Raw genomic sequence first — 20,237 nt, forward strand, 5'->3', positions numbered from 1 at the left:
TGCCCACCGAGGCAACGGCCGAGATCGATAGCGTCAGCGCGGTGAACACCGACACGATCGCCATCCCTCCGGCAGCCGAATACTCGCAGGCTCGTTTCGCGCGTCCCCGCGCGAATTGCCCGCCTCCGGCGGTGGGTTATGGAATTGGCCTCCGGCCATTCCATAACCCTGCGTGCCTCCGGCACGAAAAGCGGGGAGAGGGTTTGTGCCTCCGGCACAAAATTGGGTGCTGATTTTTATTGCATAAGTGGGGAGTTCGGGTTTGAGTTCGGGTTTGGGTTGAGGGTGCGTCATGTGTCCTTTCCTTGGGGCGGGTTTAAGGGAATCTCCGATTCCCTTAAACCGGGCGGTATTTGATTAGTATTCCGTGAGGAAAAGTAAATCACGGAATACCAGAAAAGGGCAACAGTGCCCCTCCGGGACCCCGTTGCAGACGGGAGGGAGTGAGAGAACCTGCCTCCGGCAGGAGGCCGGAGGAGACGAGACAGGACAGGAGAGAGGGACCACGGCCCATCCAGCCCACCAAGTGCCCAGGACCGGTGAGCACTTGACCGGCTCCACCACCCCACCCCGCGCGACGGCCCCCGGCCGACGCGCAACACAGGAACAACCCCGCCCCGATCCCCGACGCCGCCGCACCCGACCACACCCAGCCCCCCCACCCCTTCTCTCTTCTACTTGGGCAGGGAGCAGCGGCCGCAGAGGGGATGTCAGCAGGGCTACCAGGCTGGATTGTTGGGGTGAGCAGGGGTGACGCGGAGACGCCCCAGGAGGCCGCGCAACGTCTAGCGCAACCTCTACCGCAACACCATGGCGCAACATCCAGCGCAACCCGTAGCGCAACGGGGGGGGTTCCATCCGGACCCAAGACACACTATTATTTGAAGTCCTGGGGGAGGCCACCCCCAGGTACCGCAAGGGACCACTGAAGGGGAAGAACGTGGAACTTACGATCACTGACGGGATCGTGCGCGGAGTGCGCGGCGCAGACGCGCCCATGACCGAGCTTGCAGTTCAGGCCCGCACGATCGCGAACTTCCTGCCGCTGCTGTGCGCGCGGGCAGGGGTGAAGATCGTGCACAACGCCGACCGGAATTACACCGGAATTCGGTTCGAGACCAAGGCCGCCGGTCCGGTCGTGCTGGAAATGCCGACGGGTGAGGAGCCTTACCGTCTGGTGCAGGAATTCATCGACCCGGACAAATCGGGGCGCATGGAGGTTGAGTTGAGGCGATTCCCGCAGATCTACAAGCCCCAGGGAATCGCGCTCATCACGGCCGAGTTCCTCCGGTCGACCGGGTTCCTAAAGTAATCCGCACGGGGGCGCCCCAACCGGGGCGCCCCCTTCCACCCGGCATCAACGAAAGGGAAGGGACCATGGAAAACACGCGGATTGCAGAGCAGGCTCAGGAAGCCGGAGCCCCGCTCACGGACGCCGAGAAGGAGCAGGCCCGTTACGCACTGCGGGAAATGGCGCGCAGTGAGAGGGACCCGGACGCCCTGAGGGTGTCTCGCGAGCTGCTGGACATGGTCCGGCCGTTCTTCGAACTGGGTTGGGCCATGGGCGTGCGCACCGGCCACACCGGCCCAGCCATGGCGGACGTGCCGGTCGACCGCGCGACGGTCGCGGGCGCGTTCGTGATGCTGCTGTCCGGTCGGGTGGCGGATCGGCTCGTGCTCCAGGTCGCGCAGAGTCTGGACCCCCAGCACGCCGGACCAGTGTTGTGGCAGAAGGTCGACTATCACGGCAGCCTGACGCACCATCACGGCTTTTACTGGGTATACGCGATCCACGCGCACGCCGACCCGTTCGGCGGAGGCCCCGAGTTGCGCTACGACCTGTGCGAGATACGCGGTGTCGCGCCGGTGCCGATGGTCACGAACGTACGTCGGGAGAGCCTTACGCCCCTCCCTGACTACCGCGCGTTGGCCTAAGTGTGCAGGTCAGGGGTGGGTTCACTCACTCCTGAAACACACTATTATTGAAGTTGTTCGGAGGGTGGTGGCTCCGCCCCCCGACCCGCAGAGACCAACAGCGAAGGGGAACACCGCATGACTCAGCAGTTCGCCGAGCGCGCTACGAACGTAGCCCCCACCGGTGCCCGTAACGCCGACCTGTCCGACCTGGTCCGCATCCTGGAGGACGGGCAGCACCGGAAGCTGGACGTCATCGCTCCCGCGTCCGCGCTGCGGATGCGTGAGGGAAACGTGCACGTCGAAGGCGTCGAGGCCCAACTCAGCGCGCGCGGCGTGACGGCCGTTGACGGCATCTACCGGCCGACCGCCGTTGCCGATGAGGGGATCTCTGACAAGCTGCGCATTCCGCTGGCCTACCTGCGCCGGATGCGCGCGGAAAACGTCCCGCTGCTGGACGAGAACGTGAACGCGTGGCTTCGTGAGGGTCCGGAGCGCCGTTTCATGCTCCGCGCGTTCCGGGGGGAGAACGGCCCCGGCATGCCCGGCGAGGGTGTGGCCCGCGCGCTGCTGTCCGACAGCTACAAGCTGATGGACAACCTTGACATGCTGCTGGCCGCCCTGGACGGGGTGGAGAAGTCCGGGCACCCCACCCGCGTCACGGGGTGCGACCTCACCGACCGGCGCATGTACGTGCGCGTCGAGTCCGAAGCTGTCGCGATCCAGGCCCGCAACCTGCTACGCGGCTACCGCTCCCCGTTCGACGGCCGCAGCGGTGACGAACTCCCGATGATCTCGGCCGGGTTCGTCATCACCAACAGCGAGGTGGGAGCAGGGGCGTACACCATCACCCCCCGCGCGGTCATCCAGGTCTGCCGCAACGGTCTGACCATGACCAAGGACGTCATGCGCGCCGTACACCTCGGAGGCAAGCAGGACGAGGGCGTTGTGTCCTGGTCTGGCCAGACCCAGCGCAAGACACTGGAGTTGATCACCTCCAAGACCACCGACGCCGTGCGCACGTTCCTGTCACGGGAGTACGTCGAGGCCAAGGTGTACGAGATGGAGGCCGCCGCCGGGAAGACGCTGGACGAGCCGACGAAGACCATCGAGCACGTCACCAAGTCGCTCAGCATCGGCACGGAGACGAAGGACCGGATCCTTTCCCACTTCATCCGGGGTGGGCAGATGACGGCCGGGGGCGTGATGCAGGCTGTCACGTCGACCGCGCAGACCCTCACCGACGCCGACCAGGCCGCCGCCCTGGAAGCGCTCGCGGTTCCCGCCCTCACGGCCGCCGCCGCGCACGGCTGACAGACCCCCGTGCGGGCCGGGCAACTCCCCCAGCCCGGCCCGCACGGGCCCGACCGTCCCAGAGCGCGGAGCGCGCGACCCAGCCCCGCAGGGAGCGCGGAGCGCGCCCGCCGGCCCCTGCCGCGTAGCGGCAGCGCGACGCGTCGGCGGAGCCGCCCGCGCGCCCATAAGAAGCCCGTTGTGCCCAGGGGCGCAGTACGGCCGGCCTCCGTCGCCCACCGCCCACCGCCCCGCCCCGTGAGGAGTCCTCATGTCTGCACGCCCGGAGATCACCCACCCCGGAGACGACGCCATCGCGGCCGCCATGAGCCGCACCCTGACCGCCCTTTCCGCCGTGTTCCAGGCACTCGGAGACGGTGAGCACACGCTGAACCTCGTGGCCGAGCGGACCGACAACGCGTTCGTCACGGGCCGAACCGATCTCTCGATCGGCATGGAGCCGCTGCGCCTGGCCGTCCTGGACGAAGACGAGTTCTGCGCCCTGCGCATGCTGCTGGTGTTCGCGCTGGCGGGCAGCACGATGCGCAGCGCCGTCCTGATCGCCACCACGGCCGCCGAGCCCAACCCCCGCGCGTGCGGCTGGTCCGTGCGTGACGGGTGGCTCCACCCCGTGGACACGGACGACCTCCAGGCCGCCGTCATTCCGTGCCCCGACGTCGCCGCCGTAAAGCGCGAGGTCTACCCCGCCCCCGATCTCATCCAGCTCCCCGACTCCGACGAGGAGGCCCCGCATGCCTGAACCGGAGCTCCCACGGCCCGACAACGCCGCCACGGCGTCCGCCATGGGCCGCGCCCTGCACGCGCTGACCGCGTTGTTCCCGGCCATCGGTGAGGGGAGCCACGAGCTGCACATCAACGCCGAGCGCACGGACGGCACGGAGGTGAGCGCCGACCTGTACGTGACCGTCGAGCCGGGATCGTGTCGCGTGGATCACTCCGCCGAGGAGTAAGTGCAGTTCTTCGTACTGCTGACGTTCGCGCTGGAGAACAGCACCGTGCGTGACGCCGTCCTGGTCGCCACGACCGCCGACGCAGGCATACGCACGTGCGGGTGGGAGGTACGGGCCGGATGGCTGCACCCCATGGACACGGCCGAACTCCACAAGGCCGCCACGTCCCTCCCCGCAGACGACGCCGCGCCGCACGTGGTCTGTCACGCCCCCGTCCTGCACCGCCCCCACGGGACCGCCGAGGAGCGCTCATGAGCGACAAGCCCGCCGTCACGCCGGACGGCTACTGCACCAACACCAAGCCGGTTTCCGGCACGATCGAGCAGGTCAACGGCCATGCACTCGGCGGGAAGTTCTTCAAGATGCACGGCCGCCGCTACGCGGACTGTCCCTGTGGCCGCCGCCCCAGCCTGACCGACCGGGGCAACCTCCGCCGACACAAGCCGCCGAAGGAGTAACCCCCGCAGACGCCGTCCACGCCCCTCCCCCGGTACGGGGGCGTGGACGGCCGCCCCGGCCAGCGCGCCACTGGCCGACTGCCGCCCCGCGCCCGCACCCTCCCCTTCGGCGAGTGCGGGGCGGCACGCCCCCTCAGTCCACCCGGTCGAGTCCCGAGGAGTCGCAGCCCATGACCAGTCCGATCCTGACCATCGACACGCCCGCCGGCCCCGTGCGCGCCACCGCCGGCCCCCGCGACGCCGACGCCGTTGTGTTCGAGCTGGGCGGGGCGTTGCGCGGCAGCGTGCACGTCACCGGCACCACCGACCCTCACCGCTGGGACCAGTTCACCGCCGTCCGCGCCTGTCTCGGCCCCGTGAACGCCTTCAAGACCACCGCCCCCGACGAGGACCTCCCGCGGCTCGCCCGCGGCCGCACCGGCTACCACGGCAGCCTGACCCTCTACCGCGACAGCACCGGCCGCCCCGGGGTCTCGGTATATCCGCTGTCGTCCGCCGCTGATCACCCGCCGTCGGAGAAGACGGAAGCGGTACTCACCGCCGTCCTGCGCGACTGCGCCGAGCACGTCGCGCAGCGCGCCGACCTGCCCGCGATCCTGGAGGCCTCACGGCAGCGTGACACCCCCGGCCTGCTGCGCTTCCTCACCTGGTCCGCCTCCTACCACCAGGCCGAAGCCGTCCGCCTGGAGCGCGAGGCCCGTACCGCGCTCCCGGAGCGGAAGGCCGCCGAGGCCGCATGGCGGACCGCCGCACGGTGGCTCTCTTTCTCCCCGGACCCGGTCCTGCTGCTGATGCTGGCCGACCGCCCCGACTCACTGACCCAGAAGATCAGGGGGTTGCAGTGGTGGGCCCCCTACTGCGTCAGCGCGGCCGCCGAGGAGCACGAGCGCGCCCGCCGCGCCCAGGAGGAAGCCGACTCCCTGCGTGCCCAGCAGCGCAGGCGCCCGCGCGGCCGCCGCCCGGCCCTGGTCGGCACCCCCTGACAGACGGAGGAAAAACGCAGGTCAGGGGCGGGTTCACACCCACCCTGGAAACACTATTATTGGAAGTGCGAGAGGGGGCGTCACTGGTCCTGCCCCGCCCCCTCTCGCACCCGCCCCGGACTGAAGGAGCCGCCGTGACCGAGCAGTTCACGTTCGCCGCCAACACCGGCTCGTTCGGCCGCCGGGTTCTTGACCGTCAAGATCGCAGCACCTGTTACGGGGTCGTCTGGCACGACCCGAACGGCGTCTGCGCGTGGGTGGCCGAGTTTCCCGGCAACCGCCCCGGCAGCGGCGGCGGCATCCCCGGCTTCACCAGCCGCACGTGGGCCGCGCGGTTCCTCTACCGCTACCGCAAGCCCGAGCCGTCCGGCCGCCCCTGACCCACCGCCCCTCACCCACACGCTCAGCCCGTGATCCCGGGGGCGCTTGACCACGAAGGCTCCCGAGATGGCCCTGAGTACCGGCCGGCAGTACGCCCGCACCCTCGAAACCGGCGACCGCTACATCACCACCGCCCTCGACAACACACGCCACGAGGTCACCGTCTCCACCGTCACCGAGCACCTCGACGACTCCAACTCCGTCCACCACCAGTACGCCGACCCGGTCGACCACGCGCACTTCACGTACTCGGCCGTCGTGCACGTCACCTACCGGGCGCCCCGCTGCCCCCACGGCCACGACTGGCGGTGGTGCGAGCGCCTCCCGTGCGTCGACTGCGAGTGGCCCGACGAGATCGACACCGCCTACATGGGCAACGCACCCGCCCGTACCGCCGCGTGACCACCCGACACCGAAGACAGGAGCCCCGATCATGCGTTGGCTGATGAGCCTCGGTGAGCGCACCCGCCCCGATGCGCCGACCTACGCCGAGGACCCCGCCCCCGACCAGGCGCGCGCCCTGGCCCTGGTCGACGACTTCGCCCACCTCTTCACCGTTCTGCGGGAGTGGCGGCGGGAGTACGGCGAGGAGCTGACCGCGTGGGCCGTACAGGTCGAGGCCGACAACGTCGAGAACCTCCCCGCGGAACTCATCGAGCAGTGGGAATGGGAGGGCGCCCCGGTCCGCCTCGACACCGAACGGGGCGGCTACGTGAAGGTGTCCGACTACCGCGAGGTGCCCGAGCGCCCCGGCATCAGCGCCCGCACCACCACCGGCCTCCCTCTGTGGACCGCCGCACCCTGACCCGTCCGGCAGGCCGCTCGCGTCGCTCACCCCCCCCTGGAAGGAGAAACCGTGTCCGTCGGACGCCACTTCGGCATGGTCATCAGCCGCTTGCCCCGCTTGACGTACATGGCAACGGTCCTCGCCTCTGCGGACTGCCGGTTCGTGTGCTCGACCTGCTACACCGACTGCTGGGCCATCCACCGGCTTCACGGCGAGACCGCATGGATGTGCTCGCAGTGCGCCGATCTCAAGGACAACGGTCTGACGCCCGGCCCCCGCAGCTTCCACACCCAGCCGCCCCGTCCGCTCCGGGTGGGTGAGCAGCTGCGCAGCCCTGAGGGCGTGTGGGAGGTCACCAGCTCCCAGCGCGTATGGACGTGGGGAGGCCACCCCCTCCAGCAGCAGGCCTGCGTGTATGTCGTCACCCGCGAGGACGGCCACGAGGAGGAGTGGCGGGGCCACGACATGGCCGACTTCCACCTGATCCCGGCCGAGTTCGAGCACATCACCCGGTCGCGCCGCAACGAGCTGGGCAGCGCGCTCACGGCCGCCGGCCTTTCCTGGGAGGACAACGGACGCCGGGCCACCCCACGGCGTCTGACGTACACCGTCACCGGCCCCCGCGGCCGCCAGTGGTCCATCCGGCCCGTCGCCGGAATCGACTTCGACCCGTGGCAGCCGTCGAATCTGTGGCGGGCCGTCCGCGCCGCCCCGCCCCACCAGAGCCCCGTCATGTCCGCCCGTGCTCTGGGCGACCACATCCGGGAGAGCCCCGCGTGAGCGGCCAGCTGCGCCCATGGCGCCCGGAGGACTTCGACGACCGGTGCGAGACGTGCGGCGCACCCCCAGGCCAGCTGTGCCACGCATGGTGCGACACCGGATACACCGCCGAGGACGCCCGCCGCGATGCCGAGATCCGCGACCAGGGCGCGCGGAACCCCGCCCCGAGCACACCCCCCAGCCATCCGAAGGAGTGAACAGAGCGCCATGACATGCGAGTTGATTACACAGGAGCAGTTCAACGCGTTCGCCGACGAAGTGGCGCGGGAGCTGGGTACGCACTGCCGCACGGCCGAACTCACCGACTACGAGGGCGGTTTGGGGCGGCTCATCGTCGACGGAGACGGCCGCGCCCTGCGCCTGTGCCAGCCCGACGACCGCCACCCTGACCGCTTGAAGATCCACGCCGCACTGCCGGACGAGACCAAGATGATCGCGCCGTCGATCGGGGTCACAGCCCGCAGCGCCCGCCACGTGGCCCGTGAGATCACCCGGCGGCTGTATCCCCTGCACGCCGAGGCCGCGCAGCAGGCCGCCGAAATCGCCGCACGGCAGGAAGCGGAGGAGAGCAGCCGCCGCGCCGTCGCCGAAGCCGTGGCCGGCGCACTCCCCGGGGCCCGGATCGACGAGCAGTACCGGCGCACCCGGATCATCTGGCAGCACGACACCAGGCCGCCCGGCGAGCGCGGCCCTGTCCAGGTCGACAGCGTCACCGTGCTGGTCGGCCCCTCCGGTGAGGGGGTGCAGGCCGAAGCGTCCGGGCGCCCCAGCTCCGTGATTGCCATGCTGGCCGCGTTCGCCCAGGCGTCACAGGAGTAAGAAGCGCAGGTCAGGGGTGGGTTCCCCCTCAACATAAAGACACTATTATTGGATGTCGAGAGCGGTTGACGCCCACCGGTTCCCGCCCTGCCTCCGCAGGCACTTCCCCGACAGACCTGGCAGCCGAGACGGCTCCCCCAGCCCGGCCCCCAGAGCAGGGCCGCGCCCCGCCCGACCAGGCCGAGGGGCGCGGCCCCGATAACCGAACACCGAGGTGCTGTAGCTCAGTTGGTAGAGCGCGGATCTTATAAGTCCTGAGGTCGCGGGTTCGAGTCCCGCCAGCACTACTCCAACACCGTTCCCCATGACTGGAGTTGTGATGACCGACACCGAGGTCACCCCGAAGCCCGAGACGCCCGCCGCCGTGGCGTCTGCCGTCCTGGATGCCATCGAGGCGCAGCCCGACGTCTTCCACATGGACCACTGGGCATTTCTTGCCGAGGCCCTGCGACTGCCCCCCGAGGAGGCTCCGGCGTGCGGTTCCCTGCTGTGCGCGGCCGGATGGACGGCGCACCTCACCGGCTGGACGCTCGTGTCCCTGCCCGACGAGGGAGCAGGCAGAGGTCACCGGCACGGACGATGACGGCGACGAGTACGAGACGCTCGCCAGTGTCTACGCGGAGCGAGGCGAGGAGCGCCGCCTGATCTGTGACGTTGCCGCCAAGGCTCTCAGCCTGAGGCCCAGCGAGACGTTCTGGTACGTCGACGTGCCCACCGCCTTGAAGCGGCTGCGCGAGATCGCCGGACGCTGACCCGCCGTCACCCGGCCGTCGCACCGGCGGCCCCAAGCCTGCGTAGCTCAGCGGTAGAGCGGCTCCACTTGTGGGTGGGCAGGGGTTCAAATCCCCTCGCAGGCACGCACATCGCACCCACCTGACCGTCCACGGGAGCACACGATGGCCGACACTGTCAGCATCCCGGCCGACGTCGCCCACGCGTTCACCGACGCCTGGTGCACCACCGTCATCATGTCCGACGTCGCCGCCAGCCTCGGATGCACCGAAGTCGACGCTCTGACCGACCTGCTGCACGCCCTCGGTGCCGAGCAGGCCGCCGACGAGTGGACCGCCACCCACGCCCAGGACGACGAACCGAACGACCCTCACTTTCTGGGGACCGTGCCCGTGGATGCCTCACTCGCCGCCGACGCAATGCACTGGATCCCCGGCCCTGCCGACGCCCACGATGGACGGTGATCCGAGCGGACCGGGCTACGAAACCGCAGGTCAGGGGGGTTCCACCCCCTCAAAATACACTATTATTGAAGTTGTGAGGCGGAGAGGCCGCCCAAGGAAGGCCCCCATGAAGCGGTGCGAGTGGATGTTCCACACGATCAACGCCGACGGCCAGATGTTCGGATACAACTACCCGCCCACCGGCATGGGTCCCTCGATCACAGCCGCCGAGCCGTGCGCGACGGTCGAGAACGCCTTCGAGCTCACGGGCCACGAGTTCACGCGAGCGGTGAGCTCCATGGTCACCGAGCACTGCGGCGCCCCGTACACGCCCGTATTCCAGGGACGCGGCTGGCACGTCGAGATCCGGTCCAGCTATCCGCTGTGGACCACCACCTCATGACGTCCCCGGCGACCGGCCAGCGCAGGCCGCGAGTTCCCGCCGCCCGGCCGGGCACGAGCGGTTCCCTTCAACCCACCCACGAGAAAGGCGCACACGTGACCCACGCACCCCAGTCCCCCGAGCGCCTGTCGCAGGCGGCGGGCAACACGGCGCACACCGACCGCCACACCATGCGGCGCGCGCTGCGCCGCGAAGTAGCCGGCACCATCGGCCTGCTCGCCGACGAGCACGACTTTCGCGCCATGCGGCACTACCGCACCTTCGCCTTCGCCGACTTCGAGACCTACCTGAAAGCGTTCGAAGACCTTCTCAGCAGCCGCGCCTCCCAGGGGGCCCCCACCACGGTTGCCCTCTTCGACCCGGAGCAGTACGCCGACTTCTGTGCCGACACCGGCCTCGACCCCGACAGTCCGTCGAGCCGCGCCCGATTCACTGCCCAACTCGCCGCCACGGGCCCGGCCATCCCGTACGACGGCCAGCCCCTGGCCGACCTGATCCCGGCCCTGGTCGACGAAGCCGTCCGGCAGGCCACCTGGGAGTACGCCTCCACGCTCCTGGCCCGGCTCGGGGCCTGCGCCTGTTGTGGCGAGGACATCGGCCGGACGGCCTTCGCCCGGGCATCGGGCCTGTTGGCTCGCATCCTCGACGCGGCCCGGCCGGGCAAGCGGCACCTCGTCTGCAGCGTCTCGGCTGCACCGGAAACCCTGGTCGCCGTTCTCCACGCGGATACGGACCCGGACGGCGCGTGTCAGCTCGACGAGGCCGAGGCCCTCGAGTTCACCACCGTTCTCGCCCTCGGTCTGGCGACCCGGAGTCCCGGCGGGCTGGTCATTCGGAGTTCCGCCCCGAGCTCCCCGGACCGGGTCTACGGCTGGCGGCTGCGCACGGGCGAGTTCGAACCCCTCACCGCAGGCGAGGTCTTCGACGCGTACTGCACGGACCCTGACACCGGCGATCTCGTTTCCCCGGAATCGGACGTCGACTACTGCGTTCCGCCGGACCTCGGACCGGACCTCCCGCCGTCGGCCCACCGCTGAAAGCCCGGTCGACACCGTAAACCAGCAGGTCAGACGGGGGTTCACACCAACCCAGCTCACACTATTATAGATAGTGAGCCCGGGCCGTCGCCACGCCGACACCACGCCCTCCGGGGCGACGGCCCGCCCCCTCCCCCCGATTTTCACCCCAGGAGTTCGCCGTGCAAGGGAACTTGACGCCGGTCATCGACTGGTACAGCAACAAGGCCTACCAGTGCCCGCAGTGCCACCACGACACGGTCGCTAGCCCCTCCCGCTGGGAGGTGTACACCTGCTGCAACTGCGCCACCCGATTCGCCCGCTTCCCCCGCCTACAACGCTTCCTGCGCCACGTCGGCGTCACCTGCGAGTTCTGCACGGAACGCCACCCCGTGACGGTCGACGGCGAGCCCTTCGGGTTTCTGCGCCGCCGCCACAACGGCATCGGGATGTACACGGAGCACCAGTTCGAGGCGTGGCTGTACGACACGGACGAGTTCGCCGACCACCGCGACGGTGTGAGCTACCGCAGCACCCGCACCAGCCGCGCGGAGGCCATGGCCGACCTCGCCCACTGGCGCAGCATGTTCGGCCCCATCGAGGACGGCCTCAGCCCCGTCTTCGCCGTCGTCGGCGACGAGCAGTTCGACAAGTACGGACCGGAGGTAACCGGGGAGCAGCGCGACGCGCTGCTCGACGGCACGCTGGACGTCTACGGCGTCGGCGCCCTGCGCGCCTTTGCCCCACCGCACCCCCGGCGCGGGCAGTTCTACGCCGACACCGTCACCTTCACCTGGGGCTTGATCGCTCCGTCGGGCCTGGAGGGCATCTACACCAGCGCGGCACCGAAGCCCCTGGCCGCGTACGCCCCGCAGCTCTGACGTACCGCGCACGGGCTCGCCCGATTCCCCGTTTGTGCAGGTCAGGGGCGGGTTCACGCACTCTCAACTCACACTATTATTAGTAGTGAACCGAGAGCCGTCGTCACCTTCCCCACTTCAATCACCAGGTGACGGCCCCCTTCCCCCCCTTCCAGCCCCAGGAGTTGCCATGCTTCGAACGCTGCGCCGCGCCCTGCGACCGGCACGTATCCGCATTCCCGGCCGCCGGTTCGCCGCCGGGATCGCAGAACTGCCGCCCACCGCGCGCGAAGCGCTGGGCACCGACGTCACGGCCGGGGAGGCCATCGCCTACAACCGCGTCCGTGTCGCCACCGCGACCGCCGTCGCCCTCTACCGCAGCGGATACACGCTGCCGATGACCGACGACGACCTGGACGACGCGGTGCTCGCCCTGGACTTCCCCTACTCGGTGCCGAGCGCGGAGACCCGCGCGTCCATCCGTGCCGCGCTCGCCGTCCTGGACGCCGACTACACCGTCACCGTCACCCGCTGACCACCCGTCCACCCCGCCCGTGGGCCGCCCGCCCGGGCGGCCCACATGGAAGGAGGCCCCGGTGTTTCTCGTCGTACCCGACCCCGCCCACGGACTCGTCGCCGCCCCCGAGTCCTCTGACGACCTCACGCCTGTCACCGAACAGTCCCTTGCCGCCCAGGGGTTCGCCTGGAACAGCGAGATCGAGGCGTACACCCGCCAGGCCGACCACGACCCCGCGGCCGTGGACGGCACTGCCGGCATGCTGCGCGAGCTGGGCCACTACGTCTTCTCCGCATACAGGCCGCTGCCCAGGAGGTGACCGCCGCCCGGCCGGCCTCCGCCGCCACCTCCCGCCCCTTGCGCAGATGGAGTTCCGCCATGCCCCGACGCCGCACCCAGCCGCAACGGCCCGTCCGGTACGCCGCCGCCGAGCACGACGGACGCCACCAGGTCGTGGACCAGCTCCACGGGTACACCCTCGGCAGCCACCCCACCGCCACAGCCGCCGAGGACGCGGTACGCGAGCTGACCGCCAACCCGACGGCCGCGATCGAGGCCGTCGAGGAGCTCGACGCCGCCCAGACTGGCCCGGCCGCCACCGAGCGCCGGATCCTGCGCCGGTACGGGTACGCCTGGAGCCTGCGCCAGGACGAAATGCTGTCTCTGCGCGTCGAGTTCAGCCATGACCGGCTGGAGACCCTGATCTCCGGCGGACATCTGGCCATGGTGTTCAGCCCGGCCGGGCAGCCGTACTACACCACGCCCGAGCGGTACACCCAGCTGTCGCCCCGCTGGATACGCGACGGCGACGAGTCGTTCCCGGCCGCCGACGTCTCCCGCCTCGAACGCCCCCGCCCCGCCCTGGAGTTGCTGCCCGCGCGCAAGCGCTACGAGCCGTGCGAGCTGCACGGGATCACGCTGTGGCGGTGCCTGATCTGCGGGCCGCGCGAGCGCTTCGAGTGCCAGTGGGGCGAGTGCACCGCCAACCGCGTCACGGCCTACTGCGAACGCTGCGTACGCATGGACCCCCGGCGCACCTTCCCGCTACCGCCCCACCGAGAGCACGACTGGCCGTAAAACCGCAGGTCAGGGGTGGGTTCACCTCACCCCATAAGACACTATTATTGATGTTGTTGGTCCTGCGGAACACCCCGTGCGGCGGGGCCACCACCCCGCCGTACGGGCCCCCTCACCGCCACGCCACGGAAGGACACCGACGATGAAACACGAGGAACTGGCCGCGCTGCTGGCCGAGCCGACCACGCCCCTGATCCGCGCCGCGCTCCGCGATCTGCCGCCCAAGACCCTGGACACGCTGGCCACCGTCGCCGACCAGGCGGCGGAGCAGGGATGGCGGCAGGTTGTCGCCGACCGCGTCCGAGCCTTCGCCGACGAGCAGCCGGGCGACGGACCGCAGGCCGTGGCCGCGTACTTCACGACGACGGAGCAGCGCACGGGCAGCGGGATGTCCGTGGGCTGGAGCCCGTTCATCGCGGCTCTCACGCCCACCGAGGAGATGCCGGACCTCCGGCACACCGAGACCACGGCGCGCATGGTGCCGGTCGGCGAAGCAGCGGAGGCCGAGGAGGACTTTGCGGACCCGAAGCTGTCCGAAGCGCTCCACCGGCTCGCGGCACTCGACCCGCCCGCGCACGCTGACGTCCTGCGCGTCCACCTGCCAACCTCCCGCGTCACCCGCATGACGACCTGACCACCCATGCCTGCGGGCGCCCCGGCCCAGGGGCGCCCGCGCGGAGGTGCACCGTGCGCGTTCCGATTCTCTGCCATGTCTGCCGCAGCGGCCGCTACCAGCCCGAGAGCCCTGGCACCTACCGCTGCCGATCCTGCGGCAGCCCGGCGACGGAGTCGACGTTCCCCGTCCAGAGCGACGAACGGCTCGTCGTGCTCGCGGGCGTACTCCAGATCTCTCCGCGCCCCACGGCCACCAGGTGATCACCCCCGACCGGCGCTGCTACGCCCCGCATCTGGGATGCCAGCCTGAGCCTCGCACTGCGGGTCAACCGGACACACCCGGCGTTCCGGCAGGCCGAGGACGTCAGCACCGCCGAGGACCTGCTGTCCGTCCTGGACGCCGACGAGCGGGGCCCCTGGGTGCTGCCTCCTGCGCAACTGGGGGTTCTCACGCGGGCCATGGACGTCCCCAACGCGCTGCTGCCGTCGGCGGCGAGGCAGTACCCGGACTTCGACGCGGAGATCCGGGCCGCCCGCACGCGCAGCCGGCACCCGCGCGCCACGTGAGCGCCCCGACGTCCCGAGCGCCGCCACCGTGCCCGCCCGCTCCGGCCGGCCGCGCCCGCGCCCCGCGTCGCCCGCACGCCGAACCGGCCCTCCGAGCCAGAGAGGTTGAACCATGTCCGTGTCCCAGTCCGTCTACGCCGTCTACGGGGTCGTGGTCGCGCCGCACCGGCAGCAGGAAGCGCTGGACGAGTCGCTGCGAGCCCAGGCACACCGCCCCGCCAGCGGGAACTGTGCCGACGTGCGCGTGCAGTTGTTCACGGTCGGCGACGACGAGCACATCGTTCTCGGAGCGGGCTACGAGCAGCTCGGACCCAACACGTACTGGGCAGTTCCCTCTCTCCCGGTCAGCGCCGGGTGGGACGACGCCCTGCTTGAGCAGGTGGGGAACCTGGGGCTCACGGTCTTGTCCGGTCCGTGCTGGCACGTCGTGCACGACCTGAGCTGAGGCCGGGACTCGTCGGCCGAGACCGCCGTGCGGAGCACCTCAGACACCCACAAGAAGCCACGTTCTCGCAGGTCAGACGGTATCTAGCCCTCCCCCAAAAACACACTATTATTGCATTTGCAGCGAGGGCGACACCCCAACCGCCCCAATTCGCCGAACAGGCAAGGAGAAGGAGAGCCCCATGGCCACCGCCGTCTCGACCCAGCCCACCGAACCCGTCACGCACGAGGAGGAAGACGCGCCGCAGATCGTCCTGCTTGACCCAGCGCAGGTGGTGCGTGACGAGCAGAACGCCCGCGAAACCGACACGGAACCGGACGAGGAGCTGATCGCCTCCGTCAAGGAGATCGGTGTCGAGGAGACCATCAGTGTCCGGCCCCGGCCCGACGGCACGTACGGCGCATTCAAGGGCTGGCGGCGCGCGCAGGCACAGAAGATCGCCAACGACACCGCCGAACAGGACGGCCGCCCGGTGCGCAGGATCAAGGCGCACGTGCGGGAAGACCTGGTCGGCCGTGACGGCTGGACCCGGTTCCTGTCCCTGGTCGAGAACAAGCACCGCGAGGGGATGAGCGAGCGCGACATCCTGAAGTCGCAGGAGCTGTCCCTGATCGACATGAGCGACGTCGAACGACGCCGGGCCAGCAGGGCTCTCGGCGTCAGCCGCGACGCGGCCAAGCATGCCAAGACGGCGCAGAAGCTCGACGACGCCACCCTTCGCCGGGCAACGGCCGGAGGAATGGACCTGGAGCAGACCGCCCAGCTCGCCGAGGTCGAACACGTGCCCGGCGCGGAGCGCCGTCTGCTGCGAGCGCTGGGGCGCGACCACGAGGAGGGCAACGGCGGGCGCGGCCACTGGGACCAGGAGATGGCGCTGCTCAAGGCCGAGCAGGACGACGCCGCCGCCCGGACCAAGGCCGAGGAAGACCTCAAGAAGGCCGACATCCCGCTGCTGGGGCAGCCCACCTGGGGGCAGAAGGACACGTCCAAGCCGCTGGCCGAGCTGACCACCGGGCTGGGCAATCCGCTCACCGAGGACAACCACAAGAACTGCCCCGGCCACAGTGCCCGGCTCGACGACGAGCACCAGCCTGTGTGGCACTGCTCCGACCCGGCCGCGCACGGTCACAAGGTCCGCCCGCAGCCGAAGAAGCCCAGGACGGAGCAGGACGAGCAGCGGGCGGAGGAGCGCCGCAAGGTCATCGCCTGCAACCGGGCGTGGAAGGCCGCCGCCGGTCCCCGTCAGGACTTCGTCGCCCGGCTCGTGCGCCAGAAGACCCTTCCGGATGCGGCCCGCGTCTTCGCGCAGGAGATCGTGCTCACCGTCCCGTACTTCTACAGCTCCTGGACCGACAAGCACGAGTCCGAGACCGTCGCCCGCTTCCTGGGCATCAAGGAGCCCGAGCACGCGGACCTGACGGAGACAGCAGTGCAGCTCCCCAAGGCACGTGTCGTCAACGCGCTGTTCGCGCACGTCGCCGCTGCCTGCGAGCACGACATCCGCGAGCCCAAGACGTGGTCGAACCTCAACGTGCGGCAGGCCCGCTACCTGCTGCTCCTCGAAGCGCTCGGCCAGGACGACAACGGCAGCTACCGGCTGTCCGAGGTCGAGGACGAGGCGGTCGCCCGCCACCGGCCCGGCACCGCCGCCTGACCGAGCCTCCCCGCAAGCCCCGGCCGGGCACGCCCGTGCCCGGCCGGTTCCCCACCCCCGCGTCACAGAGAGGCGACCCAGCATGACCGTCACCATGGACGAAGTCCTCGACTTCATCGGCAAGCTGCCGAATGCGATCCAGGTCGCGAAGGTCCAGGAGGCCTCCGCACTGCGGCTCAGCGCGATCGACAAGGAAGCGTTCGCCGGACTCGTGGCGGGACGCAAGGCCCACATCATCGAGTGGCTGCGCCCGGCCCTGCTGCGCGGTCTCACCAGCACCGTGCAGGAGCGCAACCGCACCGGCATCCGCGCGGGCTTCCTGCTGGACGAGGAGTCCACCCGCATCCTGCGCCGCGACCCGCGCAACACCAAGTACCGCATCCCGGAGGACATGACGCGCTTCCGGCTCCCGGGCAACGGCGTTCCCGTCGCCTGCCTGGACGAGATCGAGGACGACTGACGGGCCCGCACCCCGCCGATCAACCGGCCGGGCCTCCCAGCCCGGCCCGCACGTGAAAGGCCGTCATGACCGACCAGCAGCAGGCCCCGTCCCCCGACCCGGACGGCGAGGCCCCCGACCGCCCCTTGACCCTCGCCGTGCTGCGCCATCTGGTCCGCGAGGACTGGAAGGGCTTGCCCGGAGACACGCTCGTCGTGCTGTCCCGGGACCCCGGGGGCAACCTCTTCTCGCCGTTCTCCACCTACAGCCACTCGCGGTACGCGCCGACCCTCAGCGAGCTCGTCGGCGACATCTTCCCGCTGCCGGAGGAGCTCAAGGCGGACCAGTCCTTGCGCGAGCTGTACGGGGACCGCATCCCCGACACCGCCCTCCCAGCGCTGGTGCTCTACCCGCTCGGCTGAGCGAACGCCTGCGGGCGGGGCGCTTCCCCGTCGGCCGCCCCGCCCGCGGGCCGTCAACTCCCCCTTTCCCGAGGCTTCTTCCTGGCCACGGTCCTCACGAAAGCGACGTGTCACCGCCATGTCCGCCCCACCACAAGCCCCCCGGGAAGGACCGCAGGCCCCGGTGCTGGTGATCAGCGACAGCACCGACGACGATCCGGTCGGCCTGCGGACGAGCCCGGTCCCCCGCCTGCACATGCCATCGCCGTTGTTCAGCGCCGAGGAGTACCAGCGCGCTCCGCTCGTGCTCCTGGACGACCGCAGCTACACCGACTTCACGCTCCGCCACGTGCCGCACCGCCGGGGACTGATCGTCGTCCTGGTCGACCCCGACGACGGCACCATCTACCCCCGGGCCGCCGCCATCGGCGCGGAGGCTGTCATCCGGGCCGGAGACAACCTCAACTGGCTGCATCTGCGCCTGCACGACGCGACCGGCTGCCGCTACGCCCACTGGGAAGCGCTCCTGGCCGGCGGCCCCGCCGACCCTCCCCCACCGGCCAGCAGCTGACATCCGGCAGACGAGCCCCCGTGGCACGCCCCCCGCGATCCGAAGGAACTCACCCCATGCACGCGATACCCCAACGCTGTGCCCACCGGCCGCTGTCGGGCGGGCTGGTGGTGCCGTACGTGACCCTGATCCACGACGGCCACGCCGCCTTCGGCGTCCTTGACGCCGACAAGACCATCAACGCCTTCCGGCGGCGCCTGTGCCAGATCTGCGAACACCCGCTGGACGAACGCTGCTTCCTGCTCGTCCGCCCCGCCGACGTCGTCAAGGGCTGCTCCCCGGAACCGGCGCTGCACCCCGAGTGCCTGCCGTACACCGCCGACCACTGCCCGATGCTGAACGGCAGCCGCACGCACTACCGCCGCAGCCCGGTCCTGGTCAGCCACCCGGCCGGACGGCCCTGCACCGGTCCTTCCTGCCTCTGCCTGTCCCGCACGACGGACGAGGGGCACGCCGCCCGCAGCGGCAGCCCCGCCGACCGGTACGAGGCCTGGATGATCCACACCCGGAACTACCAGCTGGTCTCGCTGCCCGACCGGCCCGACGTGCCCTCCGGCATCAGCCTCGACGCCCCCGTCCTGCGCAAACGCGTACTGCGCACCGCGACCCTCAGCCCGGATGCGCAACACCTGATGGACCTCTGGAACGCCCTGATGGGCGGGTCCTGACCGCCCTGTTCCGCACGGAAGGAAACCGCCATGCCGATCAACCCGGACCCGGCCACGCCCGCAGGCGGGGCCATCATCGATCTGGCCGACCTGATGGACGGCCTCCAGGAGCGCACCGGCGAATGGCCGGGGGCGGACACCGTCAGCATCCTCGAAGGGTGGCTGAGCCGCTTCAGCTTCGCGGTCGAGGAGAACCTCACCCCCCAGGTGACAGGCCGCGCGTGGGTGCTGCGCCAGTGGGACCGGCACAGCGACGATGTCACGCTCTGGTCCGACGAGGCCTCCGCCCTTGCCTCGCTGGCGCAGCAAGTGCGCAGCGCCTGGGACGACGTGGCGGGCGAGGACGGCGTCCCGTTCCGTCCGCCCGCCGACGACCGCAGGGCCGTGGACCTCTTCTACGGGTCGAGGGAGGACATCGAGGGCTACACGCTGTACAACGCAGACATCTCCCGCTGCGTGCTCGCGCCCCGTAATCCCAGCCTCTCGGACGCCGAGGAGTGCGCGGAGGCGAACAGTGCGGCGGTGTTCCACGCGATGCGGGGGCCTGACGATGAGGGCCTGCCCTGCATGGAGATCGCGGGCATCCTCGTGTTCGCCTACCTCGACGCCGACCGCGGGGCCGTACGGGTCTCCGTTCATCTGGACACCACCGACGAGCAGTTGGTCCGGGCCGACAGCACGGTGCCGCTGCTGGTGGAGATCGGGGACGCCACGGTGTTCGACAACCTCACCCCGCCGCCGGCCCCGGCGCAGCCGACCGGGTGGAAGGCACGTTTCCGGCGTCTCACCCGCCGTACCGCACTCTCCGGCGGCGGGAAGTGCCGACAGGGGGGTTGACCATCCCCCGAAAGACACTATTATTTTATATAGGAGGTGTTTGCATGGCCCCGTCCGTCACGCACGTGACCGGCACCGTCGCCGGTGGCGTGGAAGTCCGCTTCACCCAAGACGGCATCGCTGTCTGCCGGTTCCGCCTCACCGAGACCCCCACGCAGTGGGATGCCACCGCGCAGAAGTGGCGTGACCTGGAGCCGATCCCCTACATCTGCACCGCCTGGCGGGACCTGGCCAGCAACGCCGCCGAATCGCTCGTCGACGGGGTCAGCGTCCTGGTCAAGGGACGCATCACCGGGGTCAAGGACGACTCCATCTACCTGAGCATCGATGACCTCGGCGTCAGCCTGCGCAGGCGCATCGCCTACACCGAGACCAGCCTGCCCAGTCCGATCGCCGCCCGCCCGGTGACCGCTCCCCCGGCGCCTCAGCCCGCCACCGCGTCCCGACCGGCCACCGGACCGGGCGGCCCACCCGCCTGGTGGGAGCAGAAGCGGTCCGCCAACTGGTCCTAGCCCGGCCACTCCACCGCAGCCGCCGACGGCAATCCCCTTCCCGTCGGCCGCTGGTCACTTCCCCCTTCGCCTGCCCCGGCGCGGCACCGGTTCG

At 70.3% G+C, this 20,237-nt stretch carries 32 protein-coding genes and 2 tRNA genes; all 34 read left to right on the forward strand.

The window, feature by feature from the left end; translation table 11 throughout:
• The first annotated feature begins 940 nt into the window (after positions 1–940).
• The 34 genes from ACWD0J_RS09825 to ACWD0J_RS09990 all read left to right on the forward strand — a co-directional run bounded on the left by ACWD0J_RS09825 (position 941) and on the right by ACWD0J_RS09990 (position 20,143).
• Positions 941–1,312, forward strand: a complete 372-nt coding sequence (locus tag ACWD0J_RS09825) for a hypothetical protein (RefSeq protein ID WP_451495253.1) — start codon at positions 941–943, stop codon at positions 1,310–1,312.
• A 65-nt stretch (positions 1,313–1,377) separates the two neighbouring features.
• Positions 1,378–1,935, forward strand: coding sequence for a hypothetical protein (locus ACWD0J_RS09830; protein WP_451495254.1), 558 nt, complete (start codon positions 1,378–1,380; stop codon positions 1,933–1,935).
• 117 nt (positions 1,936–2,052) lie between these two features.
• Positions 2,053–3,228, forward strand: a complete 1,176-nt coding sequence (locus ACWD0J_RS09835) for a DUF932 domain-containing protein (protein ID WP_451495255.1) — start codon at positions 2,053–2,055, stop codon at positions 3,226–3,228.
• Between the two features lie 250 nt (positions 3,229–3,478).
• A complete protein-coding gene (locus ACWD0J_RS09840) occupies positions 3,479–3,967 on the forward strand; it encodes a hypothetical protein (RefSeq protein WP_451495256.1) in 489 nt (162 codons plus the stop codon).
• Entirely contained in the window at positions 3,960–4,178 is a 219-nt protein-coding gene (locus ACWD0J_RS09845) for a hypothetical protein (protein WP_451495257.1), read from the forward strand. Before ACWD0J_RS09840 ends, ACWD0J_RS09845 begins: the two co-directional genes overlap by 8 nt.
• Positions 4,179–4,433 carry a hypothetical protein gene (locus tag ACWD0J_RS09850; RefSeq protein ID WP_451495258.1) on the forward strand — a complete coding sequence of 85 codons (255 nt, stop codon included), beginning with the start codon at positions 4,179–4,181 and terminating at the stop codon, positions 4,431–4,433.
• Positions 4,430–4,636, forward strand: a complete 207-nt coding sequence (locus ACWD0J_RS09855; RefSeq protein ID WP_393804435.1) for a hypothetical protein — start codon at positions 4,430–4,432, stop codon at positions 4,634–4,636. The genes ACWD0J_RS09850 and ACWD0J_RS09855 overlap by 4 nt, the downstream gene beginning before the upstream one ends.
• A 170-nt stretch (positions 4,637–4,806) precedes the next feature.
• Entirely contained in the window at positions 4,807–5,619 is an 813-nt protein-coding gene (locus ACWD0J_RS09860; protein ID WP_451495259.1) for a hypothetical protein, read from the forward strand.
• A 134-nt stretch (positions 5,620–5,753) separates the two neighbouring features.
• Positions 5,754–5,999 carry a hypothetical protein gene (locus tag ACWD0J_RS09865; protein ID WP_314223685.1) on the forward strand — a complete coding sequence of 82 codons (246 nt, stop codon included), beginning with the start codon at positions 5,754–5,756 and terminating at the stop codon, positions 5,997–5,999.
• 67 nt (positions 6,000–6,066) lie between these two features.
• Entirely contained in the window at positions 6,067–6,402 is a 336-nt protein-coding gene (locus ACWD0J_RS09870; RefSeq protein ID WP_451495260.1) for a hypothetical protein, read from the forward strand.
• A gap of 31 nt (positions 6,403–6,433) precedes the next feature.
• A complete protein-coding gene (locus ACWD0J_RS09875; protein WP_328743717.1) occupies positions 6,434–6,805 on the forward strand; it encodes a hypothetical protein in 372 nt (123 codons plus the stop codon).
• Positions 6,806–6,856: 51 nt separating this feature from the next.
• A complete protein-coding gene (locus tag ACWD0J_RS09880) occupies positions 6,857–7,567 on the forward strand; it encodes a hypothetical protein (protein ID WP_451495261.1) in 711 nt (236 codons plus the stop codon).
• Positions 7,564–7,764, forward strand: a complete 201-nt coding sequence (locus ACWD0J_RS09885) for a hypothetical protein (protein WP_216586702.1) — start codon at positions 7,564–7,566, stop codon at positions 7,762–7,764. Before ACWD0J_RS09880 ends, ACWD0J_RS09885 begins: the two co-directional genes overlap by 4 nt.
• A 10-nt stretch (positions 7,765–7,774) precedes the next feature.
• The gene (locus ACWD0J_RS09890; protein WP_451495262.1) at positions 7,775–8,386 is read left to right on the forward strand and encodes a hypothetical protein; all 612 of its coding nucleotides are present in this window, start codon (positions 7,775–7,777) and stop codon (positions 8,384–8,386) included.
• A gap of 213 nt (positions 8,387–8,599) precedes the next feature.
• Positions 8,600–8,673: transfer RNA gene (locus tag ACWD0J_RS09895), tRNA-Ile, on the forward strand.
• Between the two features lie 32 nt (positions 8,674–8,705).
• A complete protein-coding gene (locus ACWD0J_RS09900) occupies positions 8,706–8,969 on the forward strand; it encodes a hypothetical protein (protein WP_451495263.1) in 264 nt (87 codons plus the stop codon).
• 205 nt (positions 8,970–9,174) lie between these two features.
• A tRNA-OTHER gene (locus tag ACWD0J_RS09905) sits at positions 9,175–9,243 on the forward strand.
• A gap of 39 nt (positions 9,244–9,282) precedes the next feature.
• Positions 9,283–9,582 carry a hypothetical protein gene (locus ACWD0J_RS09910; protein WP_451495264.1) on the forward strand — a complete coding sequence of 100 codons (300 nt, stop codon included), beginning with the start codon at positions 9,283–9,285 and terminating at the stop codon, positions 9,580–9,582.
• Positions 9,583–9,688: 106 nt separating this feature from the next.
• Positions 9,689–9,964, forward strand: a complete 276-nt coding sequence (locus ACWD0J_RS09915) for a hypothetical protein (RefSeq protein WP_451495265.1) — start codon at positions 9,689–9,691, stop codon at positions 9,962–9,964.
• Positions 9,965–10,134: 170 nt separating this feature from the next.
• Entirely contained in the window at positions 10,135–11,001 is an 867-nt protein-coding gene (locus ACWD0J_RS09920) for a hypothetical protein (RefSeq protein ID WP_451495363.1), read from the forward strand.
• Between the two features lie 161 nt (positions 11,002–11,162).
• Positions 11,163–11,861, forward strand: coding sequence for a hypothetical protein (locus ACWD0J_RS09925; RefSeq protein ID WP_451495266.1), 699 nt, complete (start codon positions 11,163–11,165; stop codon positions 11,859–11,861).
• Between the two features lie 169 nt (positions 11,862–12,030).
• Positions 12,031–12,375, forward strand: coding sequence for a hypothetical protein (locus tag ACWD0J_RS09930; protein WP_210549074.1), 345 nt, complete (start codon positions 12,031–12,033; stop codon positions 12,373–12,375).
• A gap of 61 nt (positions 12,376–12,436) precedes the next feature.
• Positions 12,437–12,676 carry a hypothetical protein gene (locus ACWD0J_RS09935; RefSeq protein ID WP_210549075.1) on the forward strand — a complete coding sequence of 80 codons (240 nt, stop codon included), beginning with the start codon at positions 12,437–12,439 and terminating at the stop codon, positions 12,674–12,676.
• A gap of 59 nt (positions 12,677–12,735) precedes the next feature.
• Positions 12,736–13,434 (forward strand): hypothetical protein, encoded by a 699-nt coding sequence (locus ACWD0J_RS09940; RefSeq protein WP_451495267.1) that lies wholly within the window; start codon positions 12,736–12,738, stop codon positions 13,432–13,434.
• A 142-nt stretch (positions 13,435–13,576) separates the two neighbouring features.
• Entirely contained in the window at positions 13,577–14,068 is a 492-nt protein-coding gene (locus ACWD0J_RS09945; protein ID WP_451495268.1) for a hypothetical protein, read from the forward strand.
• A gap of 53 nt (positions 14,069–14,121) precedes the next feature.
• On the forward strand, positions 14,122–14,310 hold the full coding sequence (locus ACWD0J_RS09950) for a hypothetical protein (RefSeq protein ID WP_451495269.1): 189 nt from the start codon (positions 14,122–14,124) through the stop codon (positions 14,308–14,310).
• 418 nt (positions 14,311–14,728) lie between these two features.
• On the forward strand, positions 14,729–15,061 hold the full coding sequence (locus ACWD0J_RS09955; protein WP_451495270.1) for a hypothetical protein: 333 nt from the start codon (positions 14,729–14,731) through the stop codon (positions 15,059–15,061).
• A 181-nt stretch (positions 15,062–15,242) separates the two neighbouring features.
• Positions 15,243–16,715 carry a ParB/RepB/Spo0J family partition protein gene (locus ACWD0J_RS09960; RefSeq protein ID WP_451495271.1) on the forward strand — a complete coding sequence of 491 codons (1,473 nt, stop codon included), beginning with the start codon at positions 15,243–15,245 and terminating at the stop codon, positions 16,713–16,715.
• Positions 16,716–16,797: 82 nt separating this feature from the next.
• On the forward strand, positions 16,798–17,175 hold the full coding sequence (locus ACWD0J_RS09965; RefSeq protein WP_451495272.1) for a hypothetical protein: 378 nt from the start codon (positions 16,798–16,800) through the stop codon (positions 17,173–17,175).
• Between the two features lie 65 nt (positions 17,176–17,240).
• Positions 17,241–17,576 (forward strand): hypothetical protein, encoded by a 336-nt coding sequence (locus tag ACWD0J_RS09970; protein WP_451495273.1) that lies wholly within the window; start codon positions 17,241–17,243, stop codon positions 17,574–17,576.
• Between the two features lie 163 nt (positions 17,577–17,739).
• The gene (locus ACWD0J_RS09975; RefSeq protein ID WP_451495274.1) at positions 17,740–18,126 is read left to right on the forward strand and encodes a hypothetical protein; all 387 of its coding nucleotides are present in this window, start codon (positions 17,740–17,742) and stop codon (positions 18,124–18,126) included.
• Between the two features lie 56 nt (positions 18,127–18,182).
• Complete coding sequence (locus tag ACWD0J_RS09980) at positions 18,183–18,794, forward strand: cell envelope biogenesis protein OmpA (RefSeq protein ID WP_451495275.1); 612 nt, start codon at positions 18,183–18,185, stop codon at positions 18,792–18,794.
• 30 nt (positions 18,795–18,824) lie between these two features.
• Complete coding sequence (locus tag ACWD0J_RS09985) at positions 18,825–19,631, forward strand: hypothetical protein (protein ID WP_451495276.1); 807 nt, start codon at positions 18,825–18,827, stop codon at positions 19,629–19,631.
• A gap of 44 nt (positions 19,632–19,675) precedes the next feature.
• A complete protein-coding gene (locus tag ACWD0J_RS09990) occupies positions 19,676–20,143 on the forward strand; it encodes a single-stranded DNA-binding protein (RefSeq protein WP_451495277.1) in 468 nt (155 codons plus the stop codon).
• Positions 20,144–20,237: the final 94 nt, after the last annotated feature.

The sequence above is a fragment of the Streptomyces sp. NPDC003011 genome, assembly GCF_053591515.1.

Coding starts and splice junctions, on each gene's coding strand:
- ACWD0J_RS09830 (WP_451495254.1), top strand. CDS start 1,378: ATGGAAAACACGCGGATTGCAGAGCAGGCTCAGGAAGCCGGAGCCCCG.
- ACWD0J_RS09835 (WP_451495255.1), top strand. CDS start 2,053: ATGACTCAGCAGTTCGCCGAGCGCGCTACGAACGTAGCCCCCACCGGT.
- ACWD0J_RS09840 (WP_451495256.1), top strand. CDS start 3,479: ATGTCTGCACGCCCGGAGATCACCCACCCCGGAGACGACGCCATCGCG.
- ACWD0J_RS09845 (WP_451495257.1), top strand. CDS start 3,960: ATGCCTGAACCGGAGCTCCCACGGCCCGACAACGCCGCCACGGCGTCC.
- ACWD0J_RS09855 (WP_393804435.1), top strand. CDS start 4,430: ATGAGCGACAAGCCCGCCGTCACGCCGGACGGCTACTGCACCAACACC.
- ACWD0J_RS09860 (WP_451495259.1), top strand. CDS start 4,807: ATGACCAGTCCGATCCTGACCATCGACACGCCCGCCGGCCCCGTGCGC.
- ACWD0J_RS09870 (WP_451495260.1), top strand. CDS start 6,067: ATGGCCCTGAGTACCGGCCGGCAGTACGCCCGCACCCTCGAAACCGGC.
- ACWD0J_RS09875 (WP_328743717.1), top strand. CDS start 6,434: ATGCGTTGGCTGATGAGCCTCGGTGAGCGCACCCGCCCCGATGCGCCG.
- ACWD0J_RS09890 (WP_451495262.1), top strand. CDS start 7,775: ATGACATGCGAGTTGATTACACAGGAGCAGTTCAACGCGTTCGCCGAC.
- ACWD0J_RS09900 (WP_451495263.1), top strand. CDS start 8,706: ATGACCGACACCGAGGTCACCCCGAAGCCCGAGACGCCCGCCGCCGTG.
- ACWD0J_RS09910 (WP_451495264.1), top strand. CDS start 9,283: ATGGCCGACACTGTCAGCATCCCGGCCGACGTCGCCCACGCGTTCACC.
- ACWD0J_RS09915 (WP_451495265.1), top strand. CDS start 9,689: ATGAAGCGGTGCGAGTGGATGTTCCACACGATCAACGCCGACGGCCAG.
- ACWD0J_RS09920 (WP_451495363.1), top strand. CDS start 10,135: ATGCGGCGCGCGCTGCGCCGCGAAGTAGCCGGCACCATCGGCCTGCTC.
- ACWD0J_RS09930 (WP_210549074.1), top strand. CDS start 12,031: ATGCTTCGAACGCTGCGCCGCGCCCTGCGACCGGCACGTATCCGCATT.
- ACWD0J_RS09940 (WP_451495267.1), top strand. CDS start 12,736: ATGCCCCGACGCCGCACCCAGCCGCAACGGCCCGTCCGGTACGCCGCC.
- ACWD0J_RS09945 (WP_451495268.1), top strand. CDS start 13,577: ATGAAACACGAGGAACTGGCCGCGCTGCTGGCCGAGCCGACCACGCCC.
- ACWD0J_RS09955 (WP_451495270.1), top strand. CDS start 14,729: ATGTCCGTGTCCCAGTCCGTCTACGCCGTCTACGGGGTCGTGGTCGCG.
- ACWD0J_RS09960 (WP_451495271.1), top strand. CDS start 15,243: ATGGCCACCGCCGTCTCGACCCAGCCCACCGAACCCGTCACGCACGAG.
- ACWD0J_RS09965 (WP_451495272.1), top strand. CDS start 16,798: ATGACCGTCACCATGGACGAAGTCCTCGACTTCATCGGCAAGCTGCCG.
- ACWD0J_RS09970 (WP_451495273.1), top strand. CDS start 17,241: ATGACCGACCAGCAGCAGGCCCCGTCCCCCGACCCGGACGGCGAGGCC.
- ACWD0J_RS09980 (WP_451495275.1), top strand. CDS start 18,183: ATGCACGCGATACCCCAACGCTGTGCCCACCGGCCGCTGTCGGGCGGG.
- ACWD0J_RS09985 (WP_451495276.1), top strand. CDS start 18,825: ATGCCGATCAACCCGGACCCGGCCACGCCCGCAGGCGGGGCCATCATC.
- ACWD0J_RS09990 (WP_451495277.1), top strand. CDS start 19,676: ATGGCCCCGTCCGTCACGCACGTGACCGGCACCGTCGCCGGTGGCGTG.